This window comes from Plastoroseomonas hellenica, from assembly GCF_018129085.1.
GTDB classification, from domain to species: Bacteria; Pseudomonadota; Alphaproteobacteria; order Acetobacterales; family Acetobacteraceae; genus Plastoroseomonas; species Plastoroseomonas hellenica.
Window position 1 is genome coordinate 119,378 of record NZ_JAAGBB010000001.1, and the last position, 24,622, is coordinate 143,999.

The following is a 24,622-nucleotide window of genomic DNA, read 5'->3' on the forward strand; positions in this document are numbered from 1 at the left end:
GTGGTGGCGGAAACGACTTCGCTTCCCGATCGGGGCGATGCCTTTTCCGGTTGTCACGCAACGGACATATCCGTGACGCGGAACCTCAACCATGAAGCCGGAAGCGCGCCGCCGGCTGCCGCCGCTCCGCATGATCGCGACTTTCGAGGCGCTGGCCCGCCTTGGCTCGCGCAGCGCGGCGGCGGCCGAGCTGAACGTGACGCTCGGCGCCGTCGGCAAGCAGCTTCGCGCGCTGGAGCAATGGGTGGGTGTGCCGCTGTTCGAAGGCGATGCCCGTGATCCCGCCATGACGCTGGCCGGCCGGCAGTTTGCGCAGGCGGCGACCGCCGGCATGGACACGATCCTGGCCGGGCTCGAGCAGATCTCGCCCCGCACCGAGGCGGTGGAACTGCGCATCCTGGCGCCGGCGACCTTCGCGATGAACTGGCTGATGCCGCGCCTGCACCGGCTGGAGCGGTTGCAGCCGCGTTTCCGCGTCAGCGTGCGGCCGACCCATACCGGGGAGGATTGGCTGCCTCTGCCGCATGACGCGGCGATCCGCCGCGACGGCTTCGTGCCGGCCGGCTACGCCGCGGAACCCTTGCTCCGCGAACAGCTCACGGCGGTGGCCGCACCCCAGCTCGACACCGTGCAGGCATCGCCCGAAACCGTGCCCTTGCTCGAGAGCCGGTCGCGCCCAGGCGATCTCGACCGCTGGCTGGCTGCCGCCGGCGTCGAACGCCTGGGGCTGCCGCGCCGGAGCTTCGCGCATTTCTACATCGCCTATGAGGCGGCGCTGGCCGGCGAGGGGCTGCTGGTGGCGCCCTCGCTCATCACCGCGGCGGATGTGAAGTCGGGGCGGCTGTCGGAACGCTGGCCGGGGATCGCTGTGCCCGGCGCGACCTATACCTTCGTCCATCCGAATGGATACGGCGTGCGGGACCTGGTCGCGCCCTTCCTGATGTGGCTGCGCGAAGAGTTGGCGCAGCTCTGACGATCCCTCAGATCTCCTGGCGCACCATCGCGGCACCGTCGGCCATGGCTTTCAGCTTTCCGAAGGCGCGATCGCGCGGCAGGTATTTCATGCCGCAATCGGGCGCCACGACGATGCGCTCCGGCGGCAGCACCTTGAGCGCCTGGCGGATCCGGCCCGCGACGATCTCCGGCGTCTCCACCTCGGCCGAGCCGAGGTCCAGCACGCCGACCATCACCGTCTTGCCCGGCAACTCCCGCAGGATCGCGAGGTCGAGCTTCGGCTGCGCGGCTTCGATAGAGATCTGCTCGGCGATGCTGCCGGCGAGCTCCGGCAGGAAGGAGTAGCCGCTCGGCTTCTGATCGACCATCGCCGCATAGCCGAAGCAGAGATGCACGACGGTGGTGCCGGTCACGCCCTGGAAGGCGCGGTTGATGCAAGGGACCGCGAAGCGGCGCGCCTCGTCCGGGAAGGCCTGCATCCAGGGCTCGTCGAGCTGGATGACGTCGACCCCGGCGCGCTTGAGGTCGAGGATCTCCTCATTGAGCGCGATCGCGTAGTCCATCGCGAGCTCCGCCTCGTCATCGTAGAACTCGTTCTTCGCCTGGCGTGTCATGGTGAAGGGGCCGGGCAGGGTGATTTTCAGCTTGCGGTCGGTATTGGCGCGCGCGAAGGCGATGTCCGCGACCTCTACCGGCCGCGTCCGCCGCACCCGGCCGGTGACGCGTGGCACCAAGGTCGGCTTGCCGGTGCGGCCGATGACCTCGGCAGGGGTGACGGGATCGACGCCTTCGAGGGCGGAGGCGAAGTGGTTGGAGTAGCTCTCCCGCCGGATCTCGCCATCGGTGATGATGTCGATGCCCGCCCGCTCCATGTCGCGGATCGCGAGCAGCGTCGCGTCGTTCTGGGCTTCCTGCAGCAGTGGTTCGGCGATGCGCCAGATCTCCGGCGCCCTGACACGCGGCACCATGCGGGTGCGGAGCGCCTGTTGGTCGACCAGCCAGGCCGGCTGCGGATAGCTGCCGACCACGGTGGTGGGCAGCAGCGGAAGCGCTTCAGCGGACATGGCAGGGATCCTTCCCGAATGATGTCAACCCTTGGCCCGGCTCGCGAGGGTGGCAAGCCGCTTCTCCGCCGCGCGCTGGGCCGCGCGCTCGATCGCGCGATAATCCGCGACGAGGTTCCGGCCCGCATCGGTCAGCAGCGCGCCGCCGCCGCGATAGCCGCCGGGGCTCGCTTCCACCGCGGCGGTGCCGAGCAGCGTCTTCAACGCATCGACCAGGTCCCAGGCGCGCTTGTAGCTCATGCCGAGGGCGCGCCCGGCGGCCGAGATCGACCCCTCGCGGTCGATCGCTTCCAGGAGTGCGATCTTCCCAGGCCCGATGCGGCCCTGCGGCAGGTCGATGCGCAGGCTGAGCAATCCGGTCGGCGGCGGCGCGGCACGGGGCGGGCGATTCATGCCACGAGCCTAACACCAGACCCTGCCGATCGGGCAGGGGTGCGAGGCCGAGCTCCTCCATCGCCTCGTCGGTGATCGTCGCGTCACCGCGGTGACGGCGCCGGGCAGGATGCCTGGCGGAGAACTTCAGGATGGCGGCCCGTCCCGGGATGACGCCGGTGCCGGCAGCCCGAAGGCTACGGATTTGACCAGGGCCCAGAGCATCTGCCCCGGCAACAGCCCCAGCCGTTCGGCGCTGTCGCGGGTCACGCGCGCCAGGAGAGGGGTCGGCCCCACGGCGAGGCGCAGGAACAGCTCATGCGGCGTGCCGGTGGGGGCGATCGCTTCCAGCGTCGCGGGCAAGACGTTCTGCATGGACAGGCTGCGCGGCGCCTCGGTCGCGACCGCGACATCGCGGGCCCGTAGCCTGAGGCGCAGCCGGCTGCCTGGCGGTTCCGGCCGCAGCGGCACCAGCAGCTCGCCGCCGCCGAAGCCGAGCCGGGTCAGGCCGCGCGCCGCGTCATGCGCCAGCACCGTGCAGCCGACCAGCACGCCGGCATCGCGCCGTGCCGCCAGCGGCAGGTCGGTGCGGGCGGTCAGCGCCTCGACGCCGCCTTCCGCCAGCACGCGCCCGGCCTCCAGCAGCACCAGGCGGTCGGCCAGGGCATCCACCTCGTCCAGCGCATGGGTGACATAGAGGATCGGCAGCCGCGCCGCATCGCGCAGCCGCGCCAGGAAGGGCAGCACCTCCGCGCGCCGGGTGGTGTCGAGCGCCGCCAGCGGCTCATCCATCAGCAGCAGGCGCGGGCGCGCCAGCAGGGCGCGGCCGAGCGCGACGCGCTGCCGTTCCCCGCCGGAGAGGCCGGCCGGGCGGCGTGCCAGCAGGTGGCCGATGCCGAGCAGTGCCACGACCTCCTCGAAGCCAGGCCCGGTCGCACCGCGTGGGGCGCGGCGCTCGCCGTAGCGGAGATTGGTCTCGACGCTGAGATGCGGGAACAGTCGCGCTTCCTGGAAGACCACGCCGAAGCGCCGGCGCTCCGGCGGCAGGAAGATGCCGGTCGCGGTGTCGAGCAGCGCCTGGCCGTCCAGGACCACGCGCCCGGCCTGCGGCCGCAGCAGGCCCGCGACGGCGGCGAGGATCGTGCTCTTGCCGCAGCCGGATGGGCCGAACAGCGCGGTGACGCCGGCGCCATCCGCCGTGAAGCCGGCGTCGAGCGAGAACCCGTCCGCCGCGAAGCGATGCCGCAGCGCGACCTCCAGCATCAGGCGCGGCCGAGCAGGCGATGCATGCGCCGTGCGACGAATTCCGCCAGCAGCAGCCCACCGATCGCGAGCGCGAAGGAGATCAGCGCGAGCCGCCCCGCCGCGGCTTCGCCGCCCGGTGTCTGGGTGGCGCTGTAGATCGCGAGCGGCAGGGTCTGGGTCTCGCCCGGGATGTTGGAGGCGAAGGTGATGACCGCGCCGAACTCGCCGAGTCCGGCCGCGAAGGCAGTGACCGTGCCGGCCAGGATGCCGGGCGACATCAGCGGCAGGGTCACTGTCAGGAAGCGGTCGAAGGGCCCGGCGCCGAGCGTCCGCGCCGCCGCCTCCAGCCCCGGGTCCACGCTCTCGAGGCCGAGGCGCACGGCGCGCACGATCAGCGGGAAGGACATCACCGCGGTCGCCAGCGCCGCCGCTTCGGAGGTGAAGACCAGGCGCACGCCGAACCACTCGTTCAGGGGCGCGCCGATCGGGCCGCGGATGCCGAACAGCATCAGCAGGCCCCAACCGACCACGACCGGCGGCACCACCAGCGGCAGGTGCACCACCGCATCCAGCAGCACCCGCCCGGGAAAGCGCCCGCGCACCAGCAGCCAGGCCACCAGCACCGCCGGCAGCAGCGACACCAGCACCGAGCGCGACGCCACCTCAAGACTGAGGCGGACGGCCTGCCATTCCTCCGCGCTCAGCCAGCCGGGGTTCACCGCGCGAGGGCGAAGCCGAAGCGGCGCCAGGTCCCGGCGCTGTCGGGGCCGGTCAGGAAGGCCAGGAAGGCACGGGCCTGGGCATTGCCCTGCGCCCGGCGCATCAGGGCGAAGGGATAGGTGATCGGGGGATGGCTCTCGGCCGGGAAGGTGCCAACCACACGCACGCCGCGGGAGGCAGCGGCATCAGTCGAATAGACGATGCCGTAGGGCGCCTCGCCCCGCTCGACCAGCAGCAGCGCCGAGCGCACATTGTCGGCGCGGGCGAGGCGCGGGGAGACCGCATCCCACTGCCCCATCCAGGTCAGCGCCGCCTGGGCATAGCGCCCGACCGGCACGTGCGCGGGATCGCCGGTCGCGATGCGATCCTGCGGCCCGAGCAGCGCCGCCAGGTCGGTATCGCGCGCGAGCGCCACCGGCCGCGCCTGGTCGGCGGGCGCCACCAGCACCAGGGCATTGCCGATGGGACTGACGCGGGTGGCGTTCACGACGAGGTCGCGTTGCTGGACATAGTCCATCCAGGGCTCGTCGGCGCTCATGAACAGGTCGGCCGGCGCGCCCTGTTCGATCTGCCGGGCGAGGGCGGAGGAGGCGGCGAAGGACAGGCGCGGCGCCGGGTTGCCGCGGGCCTGCCAGGCTTGCGCGAAATCGCGCATGGCGTCCGTCAGGCTGGCGGCGGCGAAGACGGTCAGGGTGTCCTGGGCACGGGCGGGGATGGCGGCCCCAAGCGCCAGGAGGGCGGCTCCGGCGATGGTTGTGAAGAAGCGGCGGCGCATCGTGCTGTCTCCCGGCCTCGTCATATGTCATGGGAGATAGCGGATCGAATGCCCGTGGTCCATCGCCTGGCCCCGGCTGCCTTACAGGAGGCCGCTCAGGACCTCCGCATAGAGGGCGCGGCCGGCGGCGATATGGCGGCGCATGCGCGTCTCGGCGCCCTCGGCGTCGCCGGCCGCCAGCGCCTCCAGGATCGCGGTGTGCTCATGGAGCACGCCTTCGGGCCGGGCCGGCGCCTGGCGGGCCAGGTAGCGATAGCGCTCGAAGGCGAGCAGCACCTGCTCGTGCAGTAGCCGCGCCGGCCGGTTGTCGGCCAAGCTGCGCAGCTCCTCGTGGAAATCGATGCCGACGGCCAGCGCGAGGTCGGCGTCGCCGATCGCATGGACCGCCCGCAGCCTTTCATGGATCGATCGCAATCGCGTGAGGTCGACCTCGCCGGCGGCGACGCGCCGCGCCGCGGAAGCCGCGAAGAGCGCTTCCAGCGCTTCCCGCGTGGCCGAGAGGTCCAGCATGTCGCGCATCGTGAGCTGCGCGACCCGGAGCCCGCGGGAGGGTTCGCGGATCAGCAGCCCCAGCGTCTCAAGGCGCCGGATCGCGTCGCGCAGCGGGGTGCGGCTGACGAAGATGCCGGCGGCCAGCCCTTCCTCGGTCACGGTGCTGCCCGGCGCGATGGCGCCATGGCTGATGGCGCGCCAGACATGCTGGAAGGCGAATTCCGCGGCGCTGGTCGTGGCGCGGCTGCGGCGATCGTCGACGGTGTGGGCGGCAGGGTCGAAGGTCATGAAGAGAAGACATACGCAGGGATCGCGATGCCGCCAAGAGATAGCACGCGCCGGCTGCCCGGGACTCCCGTCAGGCCTTGCCGGACCGCGGGGAGAGCCCATCTGGCGCCGGACGGGTAGTCAGGCAGGCCATCGGATGCGCGGCCGCAGGGTCCCGCCTGCGACAAGGACATGACAGGAGGATCCGGGATGGCGGCAGGAACCGGTCTTGCGCGGCGTCGGCTGGGCGGCAGCACCCTCGCGGTCGTGCCGGTCGGCCTTGGCTGCATGTCGCTCTCCGGCGTCTACGGCGCGGCCGACGACGCGGCGTCGGAAGTGCTGATCCAGGACGCCATCGATCGCGGCGTGAACCACTTCGATTCCTCGGACATGTATGGCTGGGGCCACAACGAGACCGTCCTCGGCCGCGCGCTCCGCGCACGGCGGTCGGAGATCGTGCTGGCGACCAAGTTCGGCCAGACCCGCCGGGAAACCGGCCCGAACGGTGTCGACGGCCGGCCCGAATACGTGGCTGCGGCCTGCGAGGCGAGCCTGGCCCGGCTCGGCGTCGAGGTGATCGACCTCTATTACCAGCACCGGGTGGACCCTTCGGTATCGATCGAGGAGACGGTCGGCGCCATGGCGCGGCTGGTGGAGCAGGGCAAGATCCGCTTCCTCGGCCTGTCCGAAGCGCGCCCCGACACCATCCGGCGCGCCCATGCCGTGCACCCGATCGCCGCCGTGCAGACCGAGTATTCCCTGCTGTACCGGCAGGAGGCGGAGGAGACCCGCCTGACCACCCGGGAACTCGGCATCAGCTTCGTCGCCTATGCGCCGCTCGGGCGGGGCTTCCTGACCGGGGCGATCCGCTCGCTGGAGGAGGTCGATGGAAGGCGGGCGGCGCATCCGCGCTTCCAGGCCGAGAACTTCGCCGCCAATCGCCGCCTGGTGGAGCCAGTCGAGGCCATGGCCAAGCGGAAGGGCTGCACGCCGGCGCAGATCACGCTGGCCTGGCTGCTGGCCCAGGGCGAGGACGTCGTCACCATCCCCGGTACCCGCTACCTGCCGCGGCTGGAGGAGAATCTGGGCGCGCTGCGGGTGACCCTCAGTGCCGAGGAGATCGCCGCGCTTTCGGCCGCGATCCCGCCTGGTGCCGCCTCCGGCACCCGCTATCCGGCCGCGGGCATGGCTGCCGTCTACGTCTGACGGCCCGGGCCGGTCTTCAGGCGACCAGTGCCTCCAGCCGTGGCGCGGCATCGAGCAGGGCGCGGGTATAGGCGTGGCGTGGCGCGTCGAACACCGCGTCGCGGGAGCCTTCCTCGACGATGCGGCCTTCCTGCATCACCACCACGCGGTCGGCGATCTCGCCGACCGCCGCGAGGTCGTGGGAGATGAAGAGGCAGGCGAAGCCCCGCGCCCGCTGCAGGTCGCGCAGCAAGGTCAGGATCTGCTTCTGGATCGTCATGTCGAGCGCGGAGACCGGCTCGTCGGCCATGACGAAGGCCGGCTCCCGCACCAGGGCGCGGGCGATCGCGACGCGCTGCCGCTGCCCGCCGGAGAGTTCATGCGGGTGCCGGCGCCCGAACTCCGCGAGGCCCACCGCATCCAGCATGGCATCGGTGCGGCGCGCCCGCTCCGCGGCGCCGAGCCCCGGCACCAGGCGCAGCGGCTCGTCGACGATCTCAGCGATGCGCATGCGCGGATCGAGCGAGGAATAGGGATCCTGGAACACGATCTGGCAGGCCAGGCGGAAGGGCAGCAGCGCCGCGCCGCGTACTGCGGTGATGTCCTGGCCACGGAACAGGACGCGCCCGCCGCTGGCGGGCACCAGGCGCAGCATGGCCCGCCCCAGCGTGGTCTTGCCGGAGCCGGAGCCGCCGACCAGCGCCACCGATTCCCCCGCATGCACCGCAAGGTCGACACCGCGCACTGCCTGCACCGCACGGCCGCGTGCGAAGAAGCGGCGGCGCCCGGCGAAATCGACCGCCAGCGCCTCGGCGCGCAGCAGCGGCTCCGATGGCGGCCGCGGTATCGCCGGCGGCCCGCGCCGCGGCAGCGCATCGACCAGCGCACGAGTATAGGGCTCCCGCGGTGCGGCGAGCAGCGCGCGGGCGGCGCCTTCCTCGATCACCCGACCGCGCCGCATCACCAGCGCGCGGTCGGCGTAGCGCGCGACCAGGCCGAGATTGTGGGTGATCAGCAGCACCGCGCTGCCCTGCTCCCGCGTCAGCCCGACCATCAGGTCAAGGACCTCCGCCTGGGTCAGGGTGTCCAGCGCGGTGGTGGGCTCGTCGGCGATCAGCAGGCGCGGGCGCAGCAGCATGACCGAAGCCAGCATGATGCGCTGGCGCATGCCGCCCGAGAACTCGTGCGGGAAGGCACGCAGGCAGGCGGTGGGGTCGGCGATGCCGACGCGGTCCAGCATGGCGCGGCAGGCGGCGGCGATCTCGGCGCCGCGCAACCTGGTGTGCAGGGCAAGCCCTTCCGCCATCTGCACCCCGATCGGCAGTGCCGGATTCAGGGAGGTCATCGGCTCCTGGAACACCATGCCGATGCCGGGGCCGCGCAGCGGGCGCAGGGTGGCGGGCGTCAGCGGCGCGCCGGCGAAGGCGATGCGGCCGCCGGTGACGGCGAGGCCGGGCGGCAGCAGCCCGATCACCGCCCGCGCCGTCGCCGTCTTGCCGGAGCCGGATTCGCCGACCAGCGCCAGGATCTCGCCCGGCGCCATGCTGAAGGAGACGCCGTCCACCGCGCGGATGTCGGGCTTCGCCCCGACGCGGAGGTCGGAGACGGCCAGCAGTGGGGCGATCATGTCCGCGGGTCCAGGATGTCGCGCAGCGCGTCGCCGAGCAGGTTGGTGCCGAGCAGGCTGAGCGCGATCATCACCCCCGGTGCGATGGAGAGCCAGGTCGCGGTCTCCAGATAGGGACGCGCGGCGGCGAGCATATTGCCCCAGGTCGGCGCCGGCGGCGGCACGCCGAGGCCGAGGAAGGAGAGTGCGCTCTCCGACAGGATCACCCAGCCGAACATCGAGGTGGCGAGGACCGTGAGTGGCGACACGCAGTTCGGCGCCACATGCCGCCAGAGCGTATAGGCCTCCGAATTGCCGAGTGCGCGGGAGGCTTCCACGAATTCGCGCTCGCGCAGCGACAGCACGCTGCCGCGCACCACGCGCGCCACCGCCGGCGCATAGGCGAGGCCGAGCGCCAGCACGATCCCCCATTTGGACGGCCCGATCACCGTCAGCAGGCCAAGCGCGAAGAGAATGCCCGGGAAGGCAAGCAGCGCGTCGTTCAGCGCCATCAGCGCGCGGTCCGTCCAGCCACGGAAGAAGCCAGCGAGCAGGCCGATCGTGATGCCGAGCGCCATGGCGACCAGCACGGTGACCAAGGCGACCGTCAGGCCGGTCGAGGCGCCGACCATCAGGCGCGATAGCACGTCGCGCCCGAATTCGTCGGTGCCGAGCCAATAGGGATCGGTCGGTGCCGCCAGGCGCCGCCGCAGATTGACCGCGACCGGGTTGAAGGGCGTCCAGACGCTGGCGGTTGCGGCCGTGCCGGCCACGGCAGCCAGCAGCAGGCCACCGAGCACGAGGTTGAGGCGGAGCGTCATTCGGCGGTCACCCGGGGATCGAAGACGGGATAGGCGAGATCGACGAACAGGTTCACGGCGACATAGATCGCGGCGACGAACAGCATCACGCCCTGCACCACCGGGTAGTCGCGCTGAAAGATCGCCTCCACCAGCAACCGCCCGAGCCCGGGCAGGGTGAAGACCGTCTCGATCACCGCGATGCCGCCGAGCAGGTTGCCGAGCACCAGCCCGATCAAGGTCAGCGTCGGCGCGAAGGCATTGGGCAGCGCATGGCGCCGCAGCACGGTGAATTCCGACAGCCCCTTGGCGCGGGCATGGCTGATGTAGTCGAGCCGCAGCACGTCGATGGTGGCAGCGCGCGCCATGCGGGTCAGCGCGCCAATCTCGATCAGCACCAGTGTCGTGATCGGCAGTACCACATAGGCGAGGGCGGCCCCGATATCCTCGGAGAAGGGCACGAAGCCCACCACCGGCAGCCAACGCAGCCAGACGCCGAAGACCAGCAGCAGGATCAGCCCGAGCCAGAAGGAGGGGATGGAGAGCATCAAGGTCGCGAAGCCGACCACCGCGAGATCGGCGGGGCGGTTCTGCTTCCAGGCGGCGAGCATGCCGAGCGGGACCGCGATGAGGACGGCGAGGCCGACGGCGACCAGCACGATCAGGGCGGTGACGCCGAAGCGCTCCAGGATCAGCGGCAGCACCGGCAGGCCATTGGTGATGGAGCGGCCGAGGTCGCCCGTCAACGCCGCGCCCGCCCAATGGGCGAACTGCAGCGGTAATGCCTCGCCCAATCCCATGGAGCGCCGCAGCGCCTCCACCTCCTCAGGCGTCGCGGCGTCGCCGAGCATGAGCTGCGCCGGATCGCCCGGGATCAACCGCATCAGCAGGAAGACGGAGGCCGCCACCAGCAGCAGAGTCGGGATCGCCGCGACGAGGCGGCGCGCGGCATAGCCGATCATCTCAGTTGATCCGCACGCCCCAGTAGCGTGGCTGCCCGGTGGACCAGGCGCGGTAGCCCTGGACATTGGTGCGATAGGCGCCGACCGCGGCGTCGTTGTAGAGGACGACCATCGGCACATCGGCCAGCATGCGGCGATGCAACTGGTCGAAGATCGCCTGGCGCCGCCCGGTGTCGCGGGTGACCATACTCTCGCGCAGCAGCGCCTCCACCTCCGGATTGTCCCAGACCTTCCGCGGCTGGCTGGCCTTGGGGCCGGACACCATCTCGTAGGAGAGCGACGGGTCGAGGCGCGCCGAATAGAGGAAAGGCATCATCGCGTAGTCGCCGCGCGTGTAGCGATCGAGCTGGGTCGCCCAGTCGATCACCTCGAATTCCAGGGTGATGCCGGCCTCCGCCGCCTGGGCCTGGATCAGCACGGCCATGTCCAGGATCGCGTTGTAGCGGCGGGTGGCGAGCATGCGGATCGTCTGGCCGCGATAGCCGGCCTGCCGCAGCAGACGCTGCGCCTCAGGGATGTCGCGCGTGTAGCCCTCGCGCTGCACCGCGCCGTGGAAGGGGCTGGCGCTCGGGATGACGGAGGGATTGTAGGTGACGAGCCCGTCTGACACCGCGCGCACCAGTTCCGGCGCATCGAGGGAGAGCGCGATCGCGCGGCGGATCCGCACGTCGCGGAGCAGCGGGTCGTTGGTCTGGAACAGCAACCCCGCCATGCCCATGCTCTGGACCGGCGCCAGCCGGATGTCGCTGCGGGCCCGCATCTCCTGGACATCCTGGGACGCGATATCGTGGTCGATGTCGATGGCGCCCGAGAGCAGCGCCGCCTTGGCAGCGGCGGAATCCGGGATGATGATCCAGCGCACCCGGTCGACCAGCGCGGTCTTGTTGCCGGTGTGGCCGTCGGGCTGCCCCGGCAGGGCGGCGTAGCCAGGGAAGCGGGTCAGCTCGATGAACTGGTTGCGGCGCCATTCGCCCATCCGGAAGGGGCCGGTGCCGATCGGGGCGCGCCAACTGCCGTCGGCATTCAGGGAATCCCGATGGTAGATGCCGGACCCGCCGCAATCCGGGCGCGCCATATTGGTCAGGAACAGCGCGGATGGGCGTTCGATGCGGAACACCACGGTACGCGGATCGGGCGTCTCGATCGCGGCGACCCGGGTCGCGCCGCGGCCGTCGAATTCCGGCAGGCAGCGCCAATTGGTCTCGCGCCGCAGGTAGCGGTCCCAGGCGAACTTCACATCGGCCGAGGTCAGCACGGCGCCATTGTGGAAACGCACGCCCTCGCGCAGCGTAAAGGTATAGGTCAGCCCGTCTTCCGAGGTGTCGACGCGCTCGGCGAGCAGCGGGCCGATCGAGGTGTCCTCGCGGAAGGCGACCAGCCCTTCCACCATGTGCAGCACCACCGTGTCGGTATTGGCGTCACGGTTGGTGCCGGGATCGGTCGACCGGATATCGGCGTTCATCCGGGCACGCAGGGTGGCTTCCTGCGCTGCCGCCGGCAGCGCGAGAAGCAGTCCGCAAAGCGCGAGTGCCGCGCGACGGAGGATCATGCCGCAGCCCTCCCGGAAACCTGGTCCATCGCCAGGGTGTAGGTGGTGAAGCTCCGGTCGAGCGCCGGCAGCATCGCCACCTCCATCACGCCGGTGGCGGGCACCATGATGATCTGTGCGACTGTGGCGGAGAGGTTGTTCGTCAATCCGCGCCGCGGCGGACGGCAGACCGACCAGGGCGTCTGGAAATCGTCGAACAGCGCTGCCTTCACCGCATCCACGGTGATGCGGCCGCGCTGCGGGGCCAGCAGGTCGCGCACCCGGATGTCGCGATAGAGGCTGTCCGGGGTCGCGAGGATGCCGGTGTCGCGCAGCTTGGACAGCGCCACCGGGCTCACCCAGTGATTGGCATGCACCAGCAGCCCCTGATCCGGATGCACCTGGAAGCTCTCATCCGGCGCGCATTCGAAATCGATCGCGACGCCGTCCGCCTGGCTGACGATCATGTTGTTCGAAGCGGATTTGGGCGTGGTGTAGACGGCGTGCATCGCGAGCGCGAGGATCGGCGTCTCCAGCACCTTGCGCCGGATCAGCGCCAGCGGCACGCCGGTCTGGCGATAGTCGCGGTCGCTTTCCAGGTAGTTCGCGGTGATCGCGATGCCGGCCGCGTTGAAGCCGGAGCGGGCCAGGCCGCCGGCTTCGGTGAAGGTCAGGATGTCCGGTCCGTCCTCGCGATGGATCTTCAGCACCACCGCGGTCTCGGCGCATTCCTGTTTCCAGTCCCAGTTCTGCGCATGGATCAGCCGGCCATCCGCAGTCGCGCCCGGCATCGCGACGAGGCCGGTGCAGCCATCGGGGTCGGTGTCCTTCCGCTGCTTGGCGAGCTTCAGGATCTCGGTGCGTGCGTTCAGCAGCATGATCGCCGCGAAATCGACGCCGGCGCCTTCGGCGATGCCGCGCATCTCCTCAGGGAAGCCGGCATCGAAGCGGGCGATCTCCGGCTCGAAGCGCGCAGCGAGGCCGGCAATCCCCGCCCAGTTCAGCCCGTCGCGGCCAAGCTGCTCGGCATAGTGCTCGATGCCGCGCCGGATCCGCTCGGCGGCCTGCTCCCCGTATTGCCGGCCGCGTTCGCGCGACGGGCCGGAGACCTCGATGAGGGGCGCGGGTGTGGCCAAAGGGAGGGCTCCGTTTGGATTTTGATTGCGTAAAATACGGTATGGCGACAGGATGACGGCGCGCAAGTGAAATCGGACCGGCCTTGAAACCCGAACACGCCACTGCCCTGCACCACGACCTCGCCCGTGCGGTGCTGGATCTGCTGGCGCAGGACGGCGCCGCCCCCGGCACCCCGCTCCGTCAGGACGCGCTGGCCGAGCGCCTCGGGGTTTCGCGGACGCCGATCCGCGGCGCGCTGGCCGTGCTGGCGGCGGCCGGCACGGTGGAGGCGCGTGGCCGCGCCCTGGTGCTGCGCGACCTGCAGGCACCGGTTCCAACGGCACCCGGTGAGGATCCGGTCGCTGCGCTGATGGTGCGCATCGCCCGCGACCGCGTCGCCGGCAGGATCGCGGAATCCGTCTCCGAAGCCGATCTGCAGCGCCACACCGACGCCGCGCGCGGCGATCTCTCCCGGGCGCTGCGGCGGCTGGAGGAACTTGGCATCGTCACCCGCAATCGCGGCCATGGCTGGCGCTTCACGCCCGGCCTCGCCACGCCGGAAGAGCGCGCCAGCGCCTATCGCTTCCGCATCGTCGTCGAACCCGCGGCGCTGCTGGAGCCGGGCTATGCCCTGCCGGACGGCTTCGCGGCCGAGATGCGCGCCGGCCACCGCATCTTCCTGGAGGAGCCCTGGCACAATGCCCGTGCCATCGAGTTCTTCGAGCTGAACGCCGCCTTCCATCACGGCATCGTCGCCGCCTCCGGCAACCGCTTCTTCCTGCAGGCGACCGAGCAGCACAACCGGCTGCGGCGGCTGATGAACTATGACTGGCATCTCGGCGAGGCCCGCGTGCACCAGAACGCGCGCGAGCATCTCGCGATCCTCGATGCGCTGGAGGCGGGCGATGCGCTTGCCGCCTCGGACGCGCTGGCGCGGCATCTGCGCGACGCGGCGGCGCTCGGCGACGAGCTGGCGCGGCTCCGCGGTGCGGCATGACGCCGCCCGATGCACCCCTCACGATCACCTGCCCGAAGAGGCCCGCATGACCATCGACCCGCGTCCCAATGCGCTGACCGAGGCATTCTGGATGCCCTTCACCGCCGCCCGCGGCTTCCGCGAACAACCGATGCTGTTCGTGGGCGCGGAGGGCATGCATTACATCGAGGCCGGCGGCCGGCGCGTGCTGGACGGCATGGCCGGCCTCTGGTGCGTCAATGCCGGCCATGCGCACCCGCGCATCGTGGAGGCGATCCGCACGGCGGCCGGACAACTCGACTTCGTTTCCTCCTTCCGGATGAGCCATCCGGCGGCCTTCACCTTCGCCGAACGCCTGGCCGCCGCGGCGCCGGACGGGCTCGACCACGTCTTCTTCTCGAATTCCGGGTCGGAGGCGGTGGACAGCGCGCTGAAGATCGCGCGCGCCTATCACCAGGCGCGCGGCGATGGCCGGCGCACCAAGCTGATCGGCCGCGCCAAATCCTATCACGGGGTTGGGTTCGGCGGCCTCTCGGTCGGCGGCATCGCGCGCCACAAGCGGGATTTCGGGCCGCTGCTGCCGGAGGTCTACCACCTGCCGCTGCCGCATGACCCCGGGCGCATGGGCTTCTCCCGCGGCCAGCCCGCGATCGGCGCCGAATATGCCGATGCGCTGGAGGCGCTGCTCGCGGTGCAGGACCCGGCGACGGTCGCCGCCGTGATCGTCGAGCCGATCACCGGCTCGGGTGGCGTCTACGCACCGCCGAAGGGCTATCTCGAGCGGCTGCGCGCCATCTGCGACAGGCACGGCATCCTGCTGATCTTCGATGAGGTGATCACCGGCTTCGGCCGCATGGGCACCTGCTTCGCGGCGCAGGCCTTCGGCGTCACGCCGGACATCCTGACCTGCGCCAAGGGGCTGACCAACGGCAGCGTGCCGATGGGCGCCACCATCGCCTCCGGCAAGATCTACGAGGCTTTCATGGCGGGACCGCCGGACGTGGTGCAGCTCTTCCACGGCTATACCTATTCCGGCCATCCGCTCGCCTGCGCCGCCGGCCTCGCGGCGCTCGACGCTTATCAGAACGAGGGGATCTTCGCGCAGGCCGCCGCCGTCGCGCCGCATTGGGAAGCGGCGCTGCATGCGCTGCGCGATGCGCCTGATGTCGCCGATATCCGCACCATCGGCCTGCTCGCCGCGATCGAGCTCACGCCCCGCGCCGGTGCGCCAGGGGCGCGCGGCACCGCGGTCGCTGATCGTTGCTTCGCCGATGGCGTGCTGGTGCGCGGGGCGGGCGACACGATCGTGCTGTCGCCGCCATTGATCATCACGCCGGCGGAGATCGACCGCATCGCGGAGGCGATCCTCACCGCCCTGCGGGCGGAGGCGTAGCGCTCCGGCTGGACTAGGGCGGATCGCCACCCAGCCTTCGGGGTCGCCTGGCGGGTCTTTTCCGCGCTGGCGGCGTTGCACGGCTTGCCGATACATCCGTATCGGCGGCGCCGCGCGCCTGGCCAGCACAAAAAATCCCTCGCCAGGCGCCTCCCGGCGCTGAATGGTGATTCCGCCCAGGGCTGCTCTACTCGAGGCTGATCGAGGCCTCGCGGATGATCGGCTCCCAGGTTGCCAGCTCTGCGGCGATCCGTGCGCCCATCGCTTCCGGCGTGCCGCCGCGTGGCGTCGCCCCCAGCCCGGTCAGCAGCGTGCGCGCCTCCGCATTGGCCACAAAGGCGTTGGTCGCGGCATTCAGCCGCTCCGTCACCCCGTCCGGCATGCCGGACGGGCCCAGCAGCGCGAACCAGGAGGTCGCGACATAGTCCGCGATGCCCTGCTCCACTGCCGTCGGCACATCCGGCAGGGCTGACAACCGCTCTGCCGAAGTGACGGCGAGCGCCCGCAAGGTGCCGCTGCGGATCTGGTCGACGTAGCTCGCGACGAAATCGAAGCCGAGGGCGAGCGTGCCGCCCAGCAGATCGGTGTTCAGCGGCGCGCTGCCGCGATAGGGCACATGGTTCATCCGGATGCGCGTGAGGAATTCCAGACGCGCTGCGGCCAGATGCCCCATCGCACCGGCACCCGGCGTGCCGTAGTCCACTACGCCGGGCCTTGCCCGCGCCAGCGCCACCAGGTCCGGCAGGGTTCGCGCCTCGAGCCGCGGACCGGCGATGATGACCAGCGGCACCTCGGCGATCAGCGCGATCGGGGTGAAGTCGCGCAGCGGGTCGAAGGGGAGGTTGCGGAACAGCAACCGGTTGGTCGCGCCGGGGCCGCTGGTCGCCAGCATCAGGGTATGCCCATCCGGCCGGGCGCGGGCCACCGCCTGCGCGCCGATATTGCCGGTGGCGCCGGAGCGGTTGTCGACGACCACCGGCTGGCCTAGCGCCTCTCCGAGGGAGCGCCCCAGCGCGCGGGCGACCACATCGCTCGATCCGCCGGGCGGGAAGGGGACGATCAGCGTGATCGGCCGGCTTGGCCAAGCCTGCGCATGCGCGTCGCGGACCAGCGATGCGGCGGTGAGGCCGCCAAGGATCGCGCGCCCGGCGTGGCGCCGCGTGACGATGGACATTCGGTTCCTCCCGGCGCCGCCGATCGCGGACCTGCGCGAGGCTACGCCGAGCCGGCGGGTCGGGGGCTGCGCGGCGTCTTGGTATTTCGCTTTGTGAAACGCAGGTGCCACATGCAACATTCCCGCATGCCGTCCTACCCGCCCGTCCAATCCGTGCTGCGCGCCCTCGACGTGCTGGAGGAGCTGAACCGACACGGCACCACCAGCATCGCCGAGCTGCACCGCGCCACCGGCCTGCCGAAGCCCACTTTGGTGCGGCTGTTGGAGACGCTGGTCTTCGCGGGATATGCCTGCAGCGGTGATCGGCTCGGCGGATATCAGGTGACCTCGGAGGTCGCGAAGCTCAGCGCCGGCTTCCACGGCAGCCCGCTGGTGGTGGAGGCGGCGCGCCCCTTCGCGCTGGATCTGACGCGGCGTCTGCGCTGGCCGGTTTCCGTCGCGGTGCTGGAGGGCTGCACGATGGTGGTGCGGTTCAGCACGGTGCCCGACAGCAACGTCTCACCGTTCCACGCACCGGTCGGCATGCGGCTCAGTCTGGTGGCGCGCGGTCTCGGCCGCGCCTATCTCGCCTGGTGCCCGGCCGCGGAGCGGGAGATCCTGCTGCGCATGCTGGCCAAGCTTCCCGAAGGCGAGGACAACCCGCCCAATCTCGCCGCCGTGGTGCGCGGCGTGCTGCGTACCGTGCATCGCCTGGGCTATGCGGAGCGCGATCCGGGCGTGGAGCCGCGCAACTCCAACACGCTGGCTCTGCCGATCCGGGCGGAAGGGCGCGTGCTGGCAACGATCGGGATCGGCTTCTACCGCTCCGCCGTGCCGCATGCGGTGCTGATGGATCGGCTGCTGCCGGCGCTGCGGGCGGCGGCGCAGGGTACCGAGCAATCCTTGCTGGCGCTGCGCCCGGCCGCCGAATAGCTCCCCCTCCGGGCGTTCCGCATCGCGAAACACAACGCCTTCGCGTTCGGGCGGCGCCATCGCCGCGCCTAGCCTGCCGCAACAGCAGGAGGAAGGCGCCGCATGCCGGCCGAGACGTCACGCCACGATCCAGCCCGCTTCCGCCAGCGCCTCGCGGCGCGGGAGCGGCTGGTCGGCAGCTTCATCAAGACGCCGACCACCCACGCGACCGAGATTCTCGGCGCGCTCGGCTTCGATTTCGTGGTGATCGATGCCGAGCACGCGCCCCTCGACCGCGCCGCCATTGACATGATGCTGCTCGCCGCGCGCGCCAGCGGCACCGCCGGTCTGGTGCGGGTGGCGGAGCCGAGTGCTGCCGCCATCCTCTCTGTGCTGGATTGCGGGGCGACCGGCGTGCTGGTCCCGCATGTCGCTTCAGCCACCACCGCGCGCGACATCGGCGCGGCGGCGCGCTACCGCGGCGGCAGGCGCGGCTATTCCGGCAGTCACCGCGCCGCCTCCTACGGCGCCGGTGGCCTCTGGGCCTATATCGACAGGGCCGATGCCGAAACCACCGTGATCGCCATGATCGAGGACGCGGCGGCGCTGGACCAGATCGACGCGATCTGCGCCGTGGAGTCGATCGACGCGCTGTTCATCGGCCGCGGCGACCTCACCGTGGCACTCGGCGCCGCCTCCAACACCGCGGCGCCGGTGCAACAGGCGGTCGAGCATATCTGCGCGGCCGCGCGGCGTGCCGGCAAGCCGGTCTGCGTGATGGTGAATGCGGCGACCGAGGCCGCACCCTTCGCAGCGCTGGGCGCCAGCGCCTTCATCGTCGCGTCCGACCAGGGCTTCCTGCGCCGCGCCGCTGCAGATGCGCTACGCGATTTCACCACGGCCTGAGGAGACATCCGGGATGTACGACGCCTCCGACCCGCGCGCCGCGCTTGCCGCCAAGCCCGGTAAGCCCTCGGCCACCCACTTCGCCGGGGCAGAGTATGCACGCTTCCATGAGGGCCCGCCGCAGATCGCAGACGCGGCCGGCCGCACCTGGCTGGCGCGCGGCCAGAACTTCGTCCTCGCCTATACCGAGGCCACACCCGGCGCCGTGCTGGCGCGGGAGGCGGAATGGCACGAATCCGTGGTGCTGCTGCCGGATGCCGGGACATCAGCCACCATCGAGGCCGGTGCCGAGCGCGTGACGAGCACGGGCAGCGCCATCGTCTTCGTCCCGCCGGGACCGAGCCGGATCGTGCTGCCGCAGGGTGGGCGGATCGTGCGGCTGTTCACAGCGAGCGCCGAGGACCTGGCTACGCGCTGCATCAATGCCGCCTCCTACGCGGCACCGCATCCAAACATCCCAGCCTTCGTGCCCTGGCCGACGCCGGAGGGTGGCTGCCGGCTGCGCGCCCATAGCCTGGATGTCGCGGTGGAGCCCGGGCGCTTCGGCCGCATCTTCCGCGGCACGACCTTCATGGTGAACTACCTCGATCCGCGTCATGGGCCGCGTGACGTGACCAAGCTTTCCCCGCATCACCATGATGACTTCGAGCAAGGGTCACTGGCGCTGGAGGGCGACTTCATCCACGACCTCCGCTGGCCCTGGACCACCAACATGAACGAATGGCGGGAGGATGAGCATGCGCGCTGCCCAGCACCCTCTCTCGCCGTCATCCCGCCACCGGCGATCCACACGACGCGAGCCATCGGGCCGGGTCTCAACCAGCTTGTCGACATCTTCTGTCCGCCACGGATGGATTTCGCGTCCAAGCCAGGTTGGGTGCTGAACGCCGCCGATTATCCGATGCCGCAAGAGTGAGATCCACCATGACCGACGCCATCCCTGCGCCCCAGCGCGCCGAAGAGGTCGCCGAGCTTCTCGTCGGCGCTGTCGACCTGCATTGCCATAGCGGCCCGGCCGCGATGCCGCGCATCCTCGATCATCACGAGGCGCTGCTGGACGCCGCGGCGGCGCGGTTCCGTGCGCTGCTCTACAAGGACCATTTCTATCTGGGCACCGCGCACGCCGTGATATTGGAAAAGCTCTTTCCGGAGCTGGGCGTGAAGCTCTTCTCGGGCATCGCGCTGAACAACGCGAGCGGCGGCATCAACCCGCATGCGGTGGACCATGCGGCGAAGCTCGGCGCCAGGATCGTCTGGATGCCGACCCTCTCCGCCGCCAACCACATCGAGCAGGCCTCGGGCCAGGCGAAGACCTTCCCGAAGACCGCGCAGAAGATGCTGGACCCGATCCCGCTGCGCTGCACGGACGGTGATGGCAGGCTGACCGACGCGACGCTCCAGGTGCTGGACCTGGTGGCGGAGGCGGACATCATCCTGGCCGGCGGCCATCTGCATGTCAGCGAGATGCTGGTGCTCTTCGCCGAGGCGCGCCGCCGCGGCGTCCGCAAGCTGCTGGTCAACCACCCGACCTATATCGTCGGCTGTGACGACGGCGACATCCGCGCCCTGGTCGAGCTCGGCGCCTATATCGAGCATTCGATCTGTATGTTCGTGGATGGCCGCGCGAAGAAATACGAGCCGGACAAGCTCGCGCATCTCATTGAGGTGGCGGGGGTGGAGCACACCATCCTCTCCTCCGATCTCGGCCTGCAAGGCTCGCCGCGGCCGGTGGATGGGTTCCGAGGCGTCGTCGGCACCCTGCTCGACCTGCAGATGCCGAAGGCGGCCATCCGCCGCCTGGTCGGCGACAACGCCGCGGAGCTGCTGGGGGTCTGATCCCAGCGTGGAAGGATACCAGGCGCTCCGCCTGACGCCATGTGCTAGAGCGGCCCTCGAAGGACAGGACTACCCGAGGGATATCGCATGAGCGTCGTCGCCGCCTTTCTGTACGAGAACGGCCACCGGACCCGGGCCGTCGCCATCGACGAGCCGAGCCCCTGCGGCGCCGACAAGTCGAAATTCGTCTGGATTGGCTTGATGGAGCCGACCGAGGACGAGCTTCGTACCCTGCAGGAGCAGTATGATCTGCACCCGCTGGCGGTCGAGGATGCGCTGAAGGCGCATCAGCTCCCCAAGGTCGACGTCTATGGCGATCAGCTCTTCGTGGTCGCCCGCACGGCGCATCTTCACGATGGTCAGGTCGCCTATGGCGAGACGGCGATCTTTGTCGGCCCCAACCACGTCATCACCGTGCGCCATGAATCGGCACGCACGCACAGCGCGCTCCGCAAGCAGCTCGAGGCGGCGCCCAAGCTGCTTGCGCATGGGGTGGATTACGTCCTCCACGCGGTGCTCGATTTCATCGTCGACGGCTACCTGCCGATGATGGAGGCGATCGAGGAGGAGGTGCTGGCGATGGAGCAGCAGGCGCTCGACGCCTTCCTCGACCGGGACCAGGTGACACGGATCTTCCAGCTCCGCCGGCAGCTCACCCGGTTCCAGCGCATCGTCGGCCCGATGGGGGAGGTCTGCAGCAAGCTGGTCCGTCTCGACATGCCCTGCATCGATCCCGAGGCCCGCCCCTATTTCAGCGACGTCCTCGACCATGTCCGGCGGGTGCAGGCCCTGGTGGACGGGCTGCGCGAGGTCCTGACCTCGGTCTTCGAGGCCAGCCTGCTGCTGGAGCAGCGGCGCCAGGGCACCATCACCCGTCAGCTCGCCGCCTGGGCGGCGATCCTGGCGGTCCCGACGGCGATCGCCGGGATCTACGGCATGAATTTCGAGAACATGCCGGAGCTGAAGACCGAATATGGCTATTACGTCGTCATCGCGGTGATCGTCGGGCTCTGCGCCACGCTCTACCTGCGCTTCAAGCGGGCGCGCTGGCTGTAGCACGGGGACTCCGGTGATCCGGACACGGGCAGTTGCACTGGTGCGGGTTGCGCGATGCCCGCGCGCCACCGAAGATCCCGTGGCCTCTCCTGGCGCCACAGAGTCGACGGCTGAGCCTGCATGCCTTCAATCCTGTTGCTTCCATTCCTTCTCCTGCTGACTGCCTGCGCGCCGCGCGGGGCGGAAGTCGCCGCCGAAGCAAGACAGCGCCTCATCGGCATGGATGCCGATGATCTGCGATCCTGCGCCGGCATCCCGACGCGGACCCTTCGCTTGGGCGACGGATCCGAGCTGTTCTCCTATGAGCAGCAGAATGAGAATGTCGGCGGTCTGAACGTCAGCATACCGATGGCAGGCGGATTCCGTCTGGCGGGCAGTGGCTCCTATTGTCACGCGCTGTTCCGCGTCGCGCAGGGCCGCGTGGCCGGGCTCGCCTATACCGGCGACAGCGACGATGTGGATGGGCGGGACGGTGTCTGCGCCCCGATCGTCCGCGGGTGCCTGCGCCAGTTGGAAGCCGCTCCCCAGCGATAGGTGCGTGCCGGACCGAAACTACCCGATCTCTTCCCAGCAGGCCCGCGCGATGCCGCCGATGGTCGCGAAGGATGTGACATAACCGGGCGTCCCATCCGGCAGCGTGTCCGGTACGGAATCGGTCGTCGCTGCCAGGATGAACAGCGGCCGCCCGTCGCGGAAGACGATGCCGGCATCCATCCGGCCGCGACGGCCACGGCCGGTCTTGTGCGCGACCTTGGTTCCGTAGGGCAGTTGCGACGGGATCAGGTTCCGCAGCAATTGCCAGCTCAGGATATCGAGCCCGAGAGCGCAGAGCGCGGTGCTGCAGCCGAGCGCCGCCGCCGCCGCGGCGTCCGTGGTGCCGCGCAGGATCAGGTCGAGCAGCAGCACCTGGTCGGCCGGCGTGGTCGCGGTCGTGGCCTCGATCGGGTGATCCCAGGCAAGGCCGAGCGGCGGGATCAGGCCGCGATGCCGCGTCGCCACCATGCCGATGGACCGGCAATAGGCATCCATGGTGCCTTCGCCCAGGCGTTCCAGCACGATCTGGGTGCAGACATTGTCGCTGGTGATGATCATGTTCACCAGTGCGTCGCGGAACGGGATGACGCAGCCCGGCGTCATGTAGCGATAGGTGCCGGACGCGACATCCTTCTGATGCCGCGCCTCGATGGTGACCGGCGCCATCAGCTCGATCCGGCCTTCATGCACGGCCTTCAGCGCCGCCATCAGGATCGAGGTCTTGCGCGTGCTGGCCGACGGCACGGGAACCGCGCCGTCGCGATCCGCGTCCTGGCCGGTGGTCAGATCCTTCAGGAACCAGCTTGTCCGGAACGGCTGCGCATCGCAGATCGCGTTCATCCGCTTCACCAGGGTCTGCATCGTCGTTCCTCCACGGGCCCAGCCGAGACGATCATGCTTCGGCGCGACCGCGGCGTCGACGGAGCCTCCCTCGCGCAGCCGAGGCTGCCTCAGCCAATTGATAGTCATTCTCATCCACGCTATGGGCTGTCTCGCCCGCGCCGGGCCAGGATGCGCCGGAGGAAGACGCCGGGACGCGCGCTGCCCCTCTGGAACCGCTCGCCCTTGCCGAATGACAGCAAACTGGAGCTCTACTTCGCCCACAGGCCGGCGCTGGTCGAGTACGCGGCCGCTCTGCTGGGCGACCGCGGGCACGCCGAGGATCTGGTTCAGGAGGCCTTCCTGCGTTTCGTCCCGGACGGCCGGTCAGGGGATGCGGCGATCCTCAACCCCGCAGCCTATCTCTACCGCGTCGTCCGCAACCTGGCCTGGGACCAGCTTCGCCGGCATGGCGGCGAGCGGCGCCGCGAACAGGAACCGGCCTTCTGGATGCGTCCCGCCGCGCCGCGCACGCCGGAGGAGGACGCGATCCACCGGCAGACCGTCGCAAGGGTTGCCGGTATCCTCGCCGGCCTGCCGGAGAAGGCCAGGATCGCGCTCGAGATGCAGCGCTTCGGTGGCCACACCCTGGCGGAAATAGCGGCGCGGCTTGGCGTCTCCGTGCCGACGGCCCACCGCCTCGCGCGCGATGCCCTGCTGCGCGTCGCCATCGCCCTCGATCAGGATGAGGGGCAGCCGTGAGCGACATGAAAAGGAAACCGGCCTGCCGCGTCATGGGGAGACGCGGACCGGATGGTGCCGGCATCGCGGCGATGCATGGGGTGGGAAGCGGGGCGGCATGAGTATCGAGCATCCATCCGATCCTCTGCTGGAAGAGGCAATGGACTGGTTGGTGCGGCTTCAGGCGTCGCCGGGAGACGCCGCCCTGGCAGCGGCCTGCGAGAGCTGGGCCGGGCGTGACGCCGCACATGGCCGCGCCTGGGCCCGGGCCATGCGCGCCTGGGCGCTGGTCGGTGAGGTGCCGCCGGCGCATGTCGCGCAGTGGTCGGCCGGCACCGCCGCTGGTGGGGGCCTGCCGGCGGCCCCGGCACCGCGACGGCAGGATGGCCGTGCAGCGCCGCGGCGCCGCTTGCTGGCGGGCCTGGCCTTCGGCACCGCGGCGGCTTGCCTGGCGGTTGCGGTGCTGCCGGATGCGGTGCTGCGGCTGCGCGCCGATGAGGCCACCGGCACCGGCGAGAGCCGCCGCGTGACGCTCGCGGATGGCACTGTCATCCACCTGGCCCCGCGCAGCGCCATCGCGACCCACTACACCGCCGCGGCCCGCCGCGTGGTCTTGCTGGCGGGCGAGGCCTTCTTCGAGGTGGCGCCTGCCCCCGATCGCCCCTTCACCGCGTCGGCCGAGGGGCTGGATGTGCGGGTGATCGGCACCGCCTTCGACCTGCGGCTGGCGGGCGACCAGTTGGAGGTCGCGGTGCAGCACGGCCGCGTACGATTGGTCTACGATCGCGCGACGCCGCCGCTGGAGGCCGACCTCGCCGCCGGCGAGCGGATGCGCGTGGCGCTCGGCGGCGGGGCGGCCACACGGGGATGGCTGCCGCCGGCCGAAGTCGCGGGATGGCGGGATGGCGTGCTCTTCGTCCAGGACACGACGGTGGCCGAGGTGGTGGAGGTGCTGCGCCGCTACCATGCCGGCTGGGTGCTGCTGCGGGATGAAAGGCTGGCCGCCCGGCGCGTTACCGGCCTCTACGACCTGCGCGATATCGGCCGCGCGCTCCGCGCCCTGGTGCAGCCCCATGGCGGCCAGGTGCGGGAAGTGACCCCACTGCTGTACATTATGACCGGGAATTCATGATTTTTTGATCATGGCCTCGCTTCGGCGTGAAAAATGCCGGGGCGATCCGCGTCCTTGGGGACATACCGCGAATGACTC

25 protein-coding genes are annotated in these 24,622 nt (G+C 70.5%); 12 read left to right on the plus strand and 13 right to left on the minus strand.

From position 1 onward, the window contains the following. Window positions 1-91 precede the first annotated feature (91 nt). Complete coding sequence (locus GXW71_RS00455) at window positions 92-973, plus strand: LysR substrate-binding domain-containing protein (protein ID WP_211850302.1); 882 nt, start codon at window positions 92-94, stop codon at window positions 971-973. A 7-nt stretch (window positions 974-980) separates the two neighbouring features. Here the strand turns inward: GXW71_RS00455 and GXW71_RS00460 are convergent, their stop codons facing one another. From GXW71_RS00460 to GXW71_RS00485, 6 genes are all read right to left on the minus strand, one after another. Then, window positions 981-2,018 (minus strand): cobalamin-independent methionine synthase II family protein, encoded by a 1,038-nt coding sequence (locus GXW71_RS00460; protein WP_211850303.1) that lies wholly within the window; start codon window positions 2,016-2,018, stop codon window positions 981-983. Between the two features lie 24 nt (window positions 2,019-2,042). After that, the gene (locus GXW71_RS00465) at window positions 2,043-2,411 is read right to left on the minus strand and encodes a winged helix-turn-helix domain-containing protein (RefSeq protein WP_211850304.1); all 369 of its coding nucleotides are present in this window, start codon (window positions 2,409-2,411) and stop codon (window positions 2,043-2,045) included. Window positions 2,412-2,537: 126 nt separating this feature from the next. Beyond that, complete coding sequence (modC, locus tag GXW71_RS00470) at window positions 2,538-3,653, minus strand: molybdenum ABC transporter ATP-binding protein (RefSeq protein ID WP_211850305.1); 1,116 nt, start codon at window positions 3,651-3,653, stop codon at window positions 2,538-2,540. Then, window positions 3,653-4,354 (minus strand): molybdate ABC transporter permease subunit, encoded by a 702-nt coding sequence (modB, locus tag GXW71_RS00475; RefSeq protein ID WP_211850306.1) that lies wholly within the window; start codon window positions 4,352-4,354, stop codon window positions 3,653-3,655. Before modB ends, modC begins: the two co-directional genes overlap by 1 nt. After that, the gene (modA, locus tag GXW71_RS00480; protein WP_211850307.1) at window positions 4,351-5,130 is read right to left on the minus strand and encodes a molybdate ABC transporter substrate-binding protein; all 780 of its coding nucleotides are present in this window, start codon (window positions 5,128-5,130) and stop codon (window positions 4,351-4,353) included. Before modA ends, modB begins: the two co-directional genes overlap by 4 nt. 81 nt (window positions 5,131-5,211) lie before the next feature. Next, window positions 5,212-5,910, minus strand: coding sequence for a GntR family transcriptional regulator (locus GXW71_RS00485; protein ID WP_211850308.1), 699 nt, complete (start codon window positions 5,908-5,910; stop codon window positions 5,212-5,214). Between the two features lie 189 nt (window positions 5,911-6,099). Between GXW71_RS00485 and GXW71_RS00490 the strand changes: the two genes are divergently transcribed. Beyond that, window positions 6,100-7,095, plus strand: coding sequence for an aldo/keto reductase (locus tag GXW71_RS00490; protein WP_211850309.1), 996 nt, complete (start codon window positions 6,100-6,102; stop codon window positions 7,093-7,095). Window positions 7,096-7,111: 16 nt separating this feature from the next. On the opposite strand, the gene GXW71_RS00495 is transcribed toward GXW71_RS00490, so the two are convergent. Genes GXW71_RS00495 through GXW71_RS00515 form a run of 5 tightly spaced genes read right to left on the minus strand, consistent with a single transcriptional unit; the run spans window position 7,112 to window position 13,106 of the window. Further along, window positions 7,112-8,701, minus strand: a complete 1,590-nt coding sequence (locus GXW71_RS00495) for a dipeptide ABC transporter ATP-binding protein (RefSeq protein WP_211850310.1) — start codon at window positions 8,699-8,701, stop codon at window positions 7,112-7,114. Next, complete coding sequence (locus tag GXW71_RS00500) at window positions 8,698-9,501, minus strand: ABC transporter permease (RefSeq protein WP_211850311.1); 804 nt, start codon at window positions 9,499-9,501, stop codon at window positions 8,698-8,700. Before GXW71_RS00500 ends, GXW71_RS00495 begins: the two co-directional genes overlap by 4 nt. After that, on the minus strand, window positions 9,498-10,442 hold the full coding sequence (locus GXW71_RS00505) for an ABC transporter permease (protein WP_211850312.1): 945 nt from the start codon (window positions 10,440-10,442) through the stop codon (window positions 9,498-9,500). Before GXW71_RS00505 ends, GXW71_RS00500 begins: the two co-directional genes overlap by 4 nt. 1 nt (window position 10,443) lies before the next feature. Beyond that, a complete protein-coding gene (locus GXW71_RS00510; RefSeq protein ID WP_211850313.1) occupies window positions 10,444-11,991 on the minus strand; it encodes an ABC transporter substrate-binding protein in 1,548 nt (515 codons plus the stop codon). Continuing rightward, window positions 11,988-13,106, minus strand: a complete 1,119-nt coding sequence (locus GXW71_RS00515; protein WP_211850314.1) for a C45 family autoproteolytic acyltransferase/hydolase — start codon at window positions 13,104-13,106, stop codon at window positions 11,988-11,990. Before GXW71_RS00515 ends, GXW71_RS00510 begins: the two co-directional genes overlap by 4 nt. 83 nt (window positions 13,107-13,189) lie before the next feature. Between GXW71_RS00515 and GXW71_RS00520 the strand changes: the two genes are divergently transcribed. Together GXW71_RS00520 and GXW71_RS00525 are read left to right on the plus strand one after the other, a co-directional pair. Further along, window positions 13,190-14,083 carry a GntR family transcriptional regulator gene (locus tag GXW71_RS00520; RefSeq protein WP_211850315.1) on the plus strand — a complete coding sequence of 298 codons (894 nt, stop codon included), beginning with the start codon at window positions 13,190-13,192 and terminating at the stop codon, window positions 14,081-14,083. Between the two features lie 46 nt (window positions 14,084-14,129). Next, window positions 14,130-15,455 (plus strand): aminotransferase class III-fold pyridoxal phosphate-dependent enzyme, encoded by a 1,326-nt coding sequence (locus GXW71_RS00525; RefSeq protein ID WP_211850316.1) that lies wholly within the window; start codon window positions 14,130-14,132, stop codon window positions 15,453-15,455. A 187-nt stretch (window positions 15,456-15,642) separates the two neighbouring features. Here GXW71_RS00525 and GXW71_RS00530 read toward each other — a convergent pair whose 3' ends face one another. Then, window positions 15,643-16,629, minus strand: a complete 987-nt coding sequence (locus tag GXW71_RS00530) for a Bug family tripartite tricarboxylate transporter substrate binding protein (protein WP_211850317.1) — start codon at window positions 16,627-16,629, stop codon at window positions 15,643-15,645. Window positions 16,630-16,740: 111 nt separating this feature from the next. Between GXW71_RS00530 and GXW71_RS00535 the strand changes: the two genes are divergently transcribed. The 6 genes from GXW71_RS00535 to GXW71_RS00560 all read left to right on the plus strand — a co-directional run bounded on the left by GXW71_RS00535 (window position 16,741) and on the right by GXW71_RS00560 (window position 21,852). Beyond that, window positions 16,741-17,541 carry a helix-turn-helix domain-containing protein gene (locus GXW71_RS00535; RefSeq protein WP_211850318.1) on the plus strand — a complete coding sequence of 267 codons (801 nt, stop codon included), beginning with the start codon at window positions 16,741-16,743 and terminating at the stop codon, window positions 17,539-17,541. A gap of 102 nt (window positions 17,542-17,643) precedes the next feature. After that, window positions 17,644-18,426 carry an HpcH/HpaI aldolase family protein gene (locus tag GXW71_RS00540; RefSeq protein ID WP_211850319.1) on the plus strand — a complete coding sequence of 261 codons (783 nt, stop codon included), beginning with the start codon at window positions 17,644-17,646 and terminating at the stop codon, window positions 18,424-18,426. A 13-nt stretch (window positions 18,427-18,439) separates the two neighbouring features. Continuing rightward, window positions 18,440-19,342 carry a cupin domain-containing protein gene (locus GXW71_RS00545; RefSeq protein WP_211850320.1) on the plus strand — a complete coding sequence of 301 codons (903 nt, stop codon included), beginning with the start codon at window positions 18,440-18,442 and terminating at the stop codon, window positions 19,340-19,342. Between the two features lie 8 nt (window positions 19,343-19,350). Beyond that, window positions 19,351-20,262: a DUF6282 family protein gene (locus GXW71_RS00550; protein WP_211850321.1), complete on the plus strand. Its 912-nt coding sequence runs from the start codon at window positions 19,351-19,353 to the stop codon at window positions 20,260-20,262. Window positions 20,263-20,349: 87 nt separating this feature from the next. Further along, window positions 20,350-21,318, plus strand: a complete 969-nt coding sequence (gene corA, locus GXW71_RS00555) for a magnesium/cobalt transporter CorA (RefSeq protein WP_211850322.1) — start codon at window positions 20,350-20,352, stop codon at window positions 21,316-21,318. Between the two features lie 273 nt (window positions 21,319-21,591). Next, window positions 21,592-21,852 (plus strand): hypothetical protein, encoded by a 261-nt coding sequence (locus tag GXW71_RS00560; RefSeq protein WP_211850323.1) that lies wholly within the window; start codon window positions 21,592-21,594, stop codon window positions 21,850-21,852. Window positions 21,853-21,870: 18 nt separating this feature from the next. Here GXW71_RS00560 and GXW71_RS00565 read toward each other — a convergent pair whose 3' ends face one another. Then, complete coding sequence (locus tag GXW71_RS00565; RefSeq protein ID WP_211850324.1) at window positions 21,871-22,713, minus strand: serine hydrolase; 843 nt, start codon at window positions 22,711-22,713, stop codon at window positions 21,871-21,873. Window positions 22,714-22,917: 204 nt separating this feature from the next. Here GXW71_RS00565 and GXW71_RS00570 point away from each other — a divergent pair, with 204 nt between their 5' ends. Then, entirely contained in the window at window positions 22,918-23,433 is a 516-nt protein-coding gene (locus GXW71_RS00570) for an RNA polymerase sigma factor (RefSeq protein ID WP_246526165.1), read from the plus strand. Window positions 23,434-23,530: 97 nt separating this feature from the next. Then, the gene (locus tag GXW71_RS00575; protein ID WP_211850326.1) at window positions 23,531-24,544 is read left to right on the plus strand and encodes a FecR family protein; all 1,014 of its coding nucleotides are present in this window, start codon (window positions 23,531-23,533) and stop codon (window positions 24,542-24,544) included. The last annotated feature ends 78 nt before the right edge of the window (window positions 24,545-24,622 follow it).

Coding starts and splice junctions, on each gene's coding strand:
- GXW71_RS00565 (WP_211850324.1), bottom strand. CDS start 22,713: ATGCAGACCCTGGTGAAGCGGATGAACGCGATCTGCGATGCGCAGCCG.
- GXW71_RS00540 (WP_211850319.1), top strand. CDS start 17,644: ATGCCGGCCGAGACGTCACGCCACGATCCAGCCCGCTTCCGCCAGCGC.
- GXW71_RS00535 (WP_211850318.1), top strand. CDS start 16,741: ATGCAACATTCCCGCATGCCGTCCTACCCGCCCGTCCAATCCGTGCTG.
- modC (WP_211850305.1), bottom strand. CDS start 3,653: ATGCTGGAGGTCGCGCTGCGGCATCGCTTCGCGGCGGACGGGTTCTCG.
- GXW71_RS00505 (WP_211850312.1), bottom strand. CDS start 10,442: ATGATCGGCTATGCCGCGCGCCGCCTCGTCGCGGCGATCCCGACTCTG.
- GXW71_RS00485 (WP_211850308.1), bottom strand. CDS start 5,910: ATGACCTTCGACCCTGCCGCCCACACCGTCGACGATCGCCGCAGCCGC.
- GXW71_RS00465 (WP_211850304.1), bottom strand. CDS start 2,411: ATGAATCGCCCGCCCCGTGCCGCGCCGCCGCCGACCGGATTGCTCAGC.
- corA (WP_211850322.1), top strand. CDS start 20,350: ATGAGCGTCGTCGCCGCCTTTCTGTACGAGAACGGCCACCGGACCCGG.
- GXW71_RS00575 (WP_211850326.1), top strand. CDS start 23,531: ATGAGTATCGAGCATCCATCCGATCCTCTGCTGGAAGAGGCAATGGAC.
- GXW71_RS00530 (WP_211850317.1), bottom strand. CDS start 16,629: ATGTCCATCGTCACGCGGCGCCACGCCGGGCGCGCGATCCTTGGCGGC.
- modA (WP_211850307.1), bottom strand. CDS start 5,130: ATGCGCCGCCGCTTCTTCACAACCATCGCCGGAGCCGCCCTCCTGGCG.
- GXW71_RS00525 (WP_211850316.1), top strand. CDS start 14,130: ATGACCATCGACCCGCGTCCCAATGCGCTGACCGAGGCATTCTGGATG.
- GXW71_RS00550 (WP_211850321.1), top strand. CDS start 19,351: ATGACCGACGCCATCCCTGCGCCCCAGCGCGCCGAAGAGGTCGCCGAG.
- GXW71_RS00545 (WP_211850320.1), top strand. CDS start 18,440: ATGTACGACGCCTCCGACCCGCGCGCCGCGCTTGCCGCCAAGCCCGGT.
- GXW71_RS00500 (WP_211850311.1), bottom strand. CDS start 9,501: ATGACGCTCCGCCTCAACCTCGTGCTCGGTGGCCTGCTGCTGGCTGCC.
- GXW71_RS00490 (WP_211850309.1), top strand. CDS start 6,100: ATGGCGGCAGGAACCGGTCTTGCGCGGCGTCGGCTGGGCGGCAGCACC.
- GXW71_RS00495 (WP_211850310.1), bottom strand. CDS start 8,701: ATGATCGCCCCACTGCTGGCCGTCTCCGACCTCCGCGTCGGGGCGAAG.
- GXW71_RS00455 (WP_211850302.1), top strand. CDS start 92: ATGAAGCCGGAAGCGCGCCGCCGGCTGCCGCCGCTCCGCATGATCGCG.
- GXW71_RS00510 (WP_211850313.1), bottom strand. CDS start 11,991: ATGATCCTCCGTCGCGCGGCACTCGCGCTTTGCGGACTGCTTCTCGCG.
- GXW71_RS00460 (WP_211850303.1), bottom strand. CDS start 2,018: ATGTCCGCTGAAGCGCTTCCGCTGCTGCCCACCACCGTGGTCGGCAGC.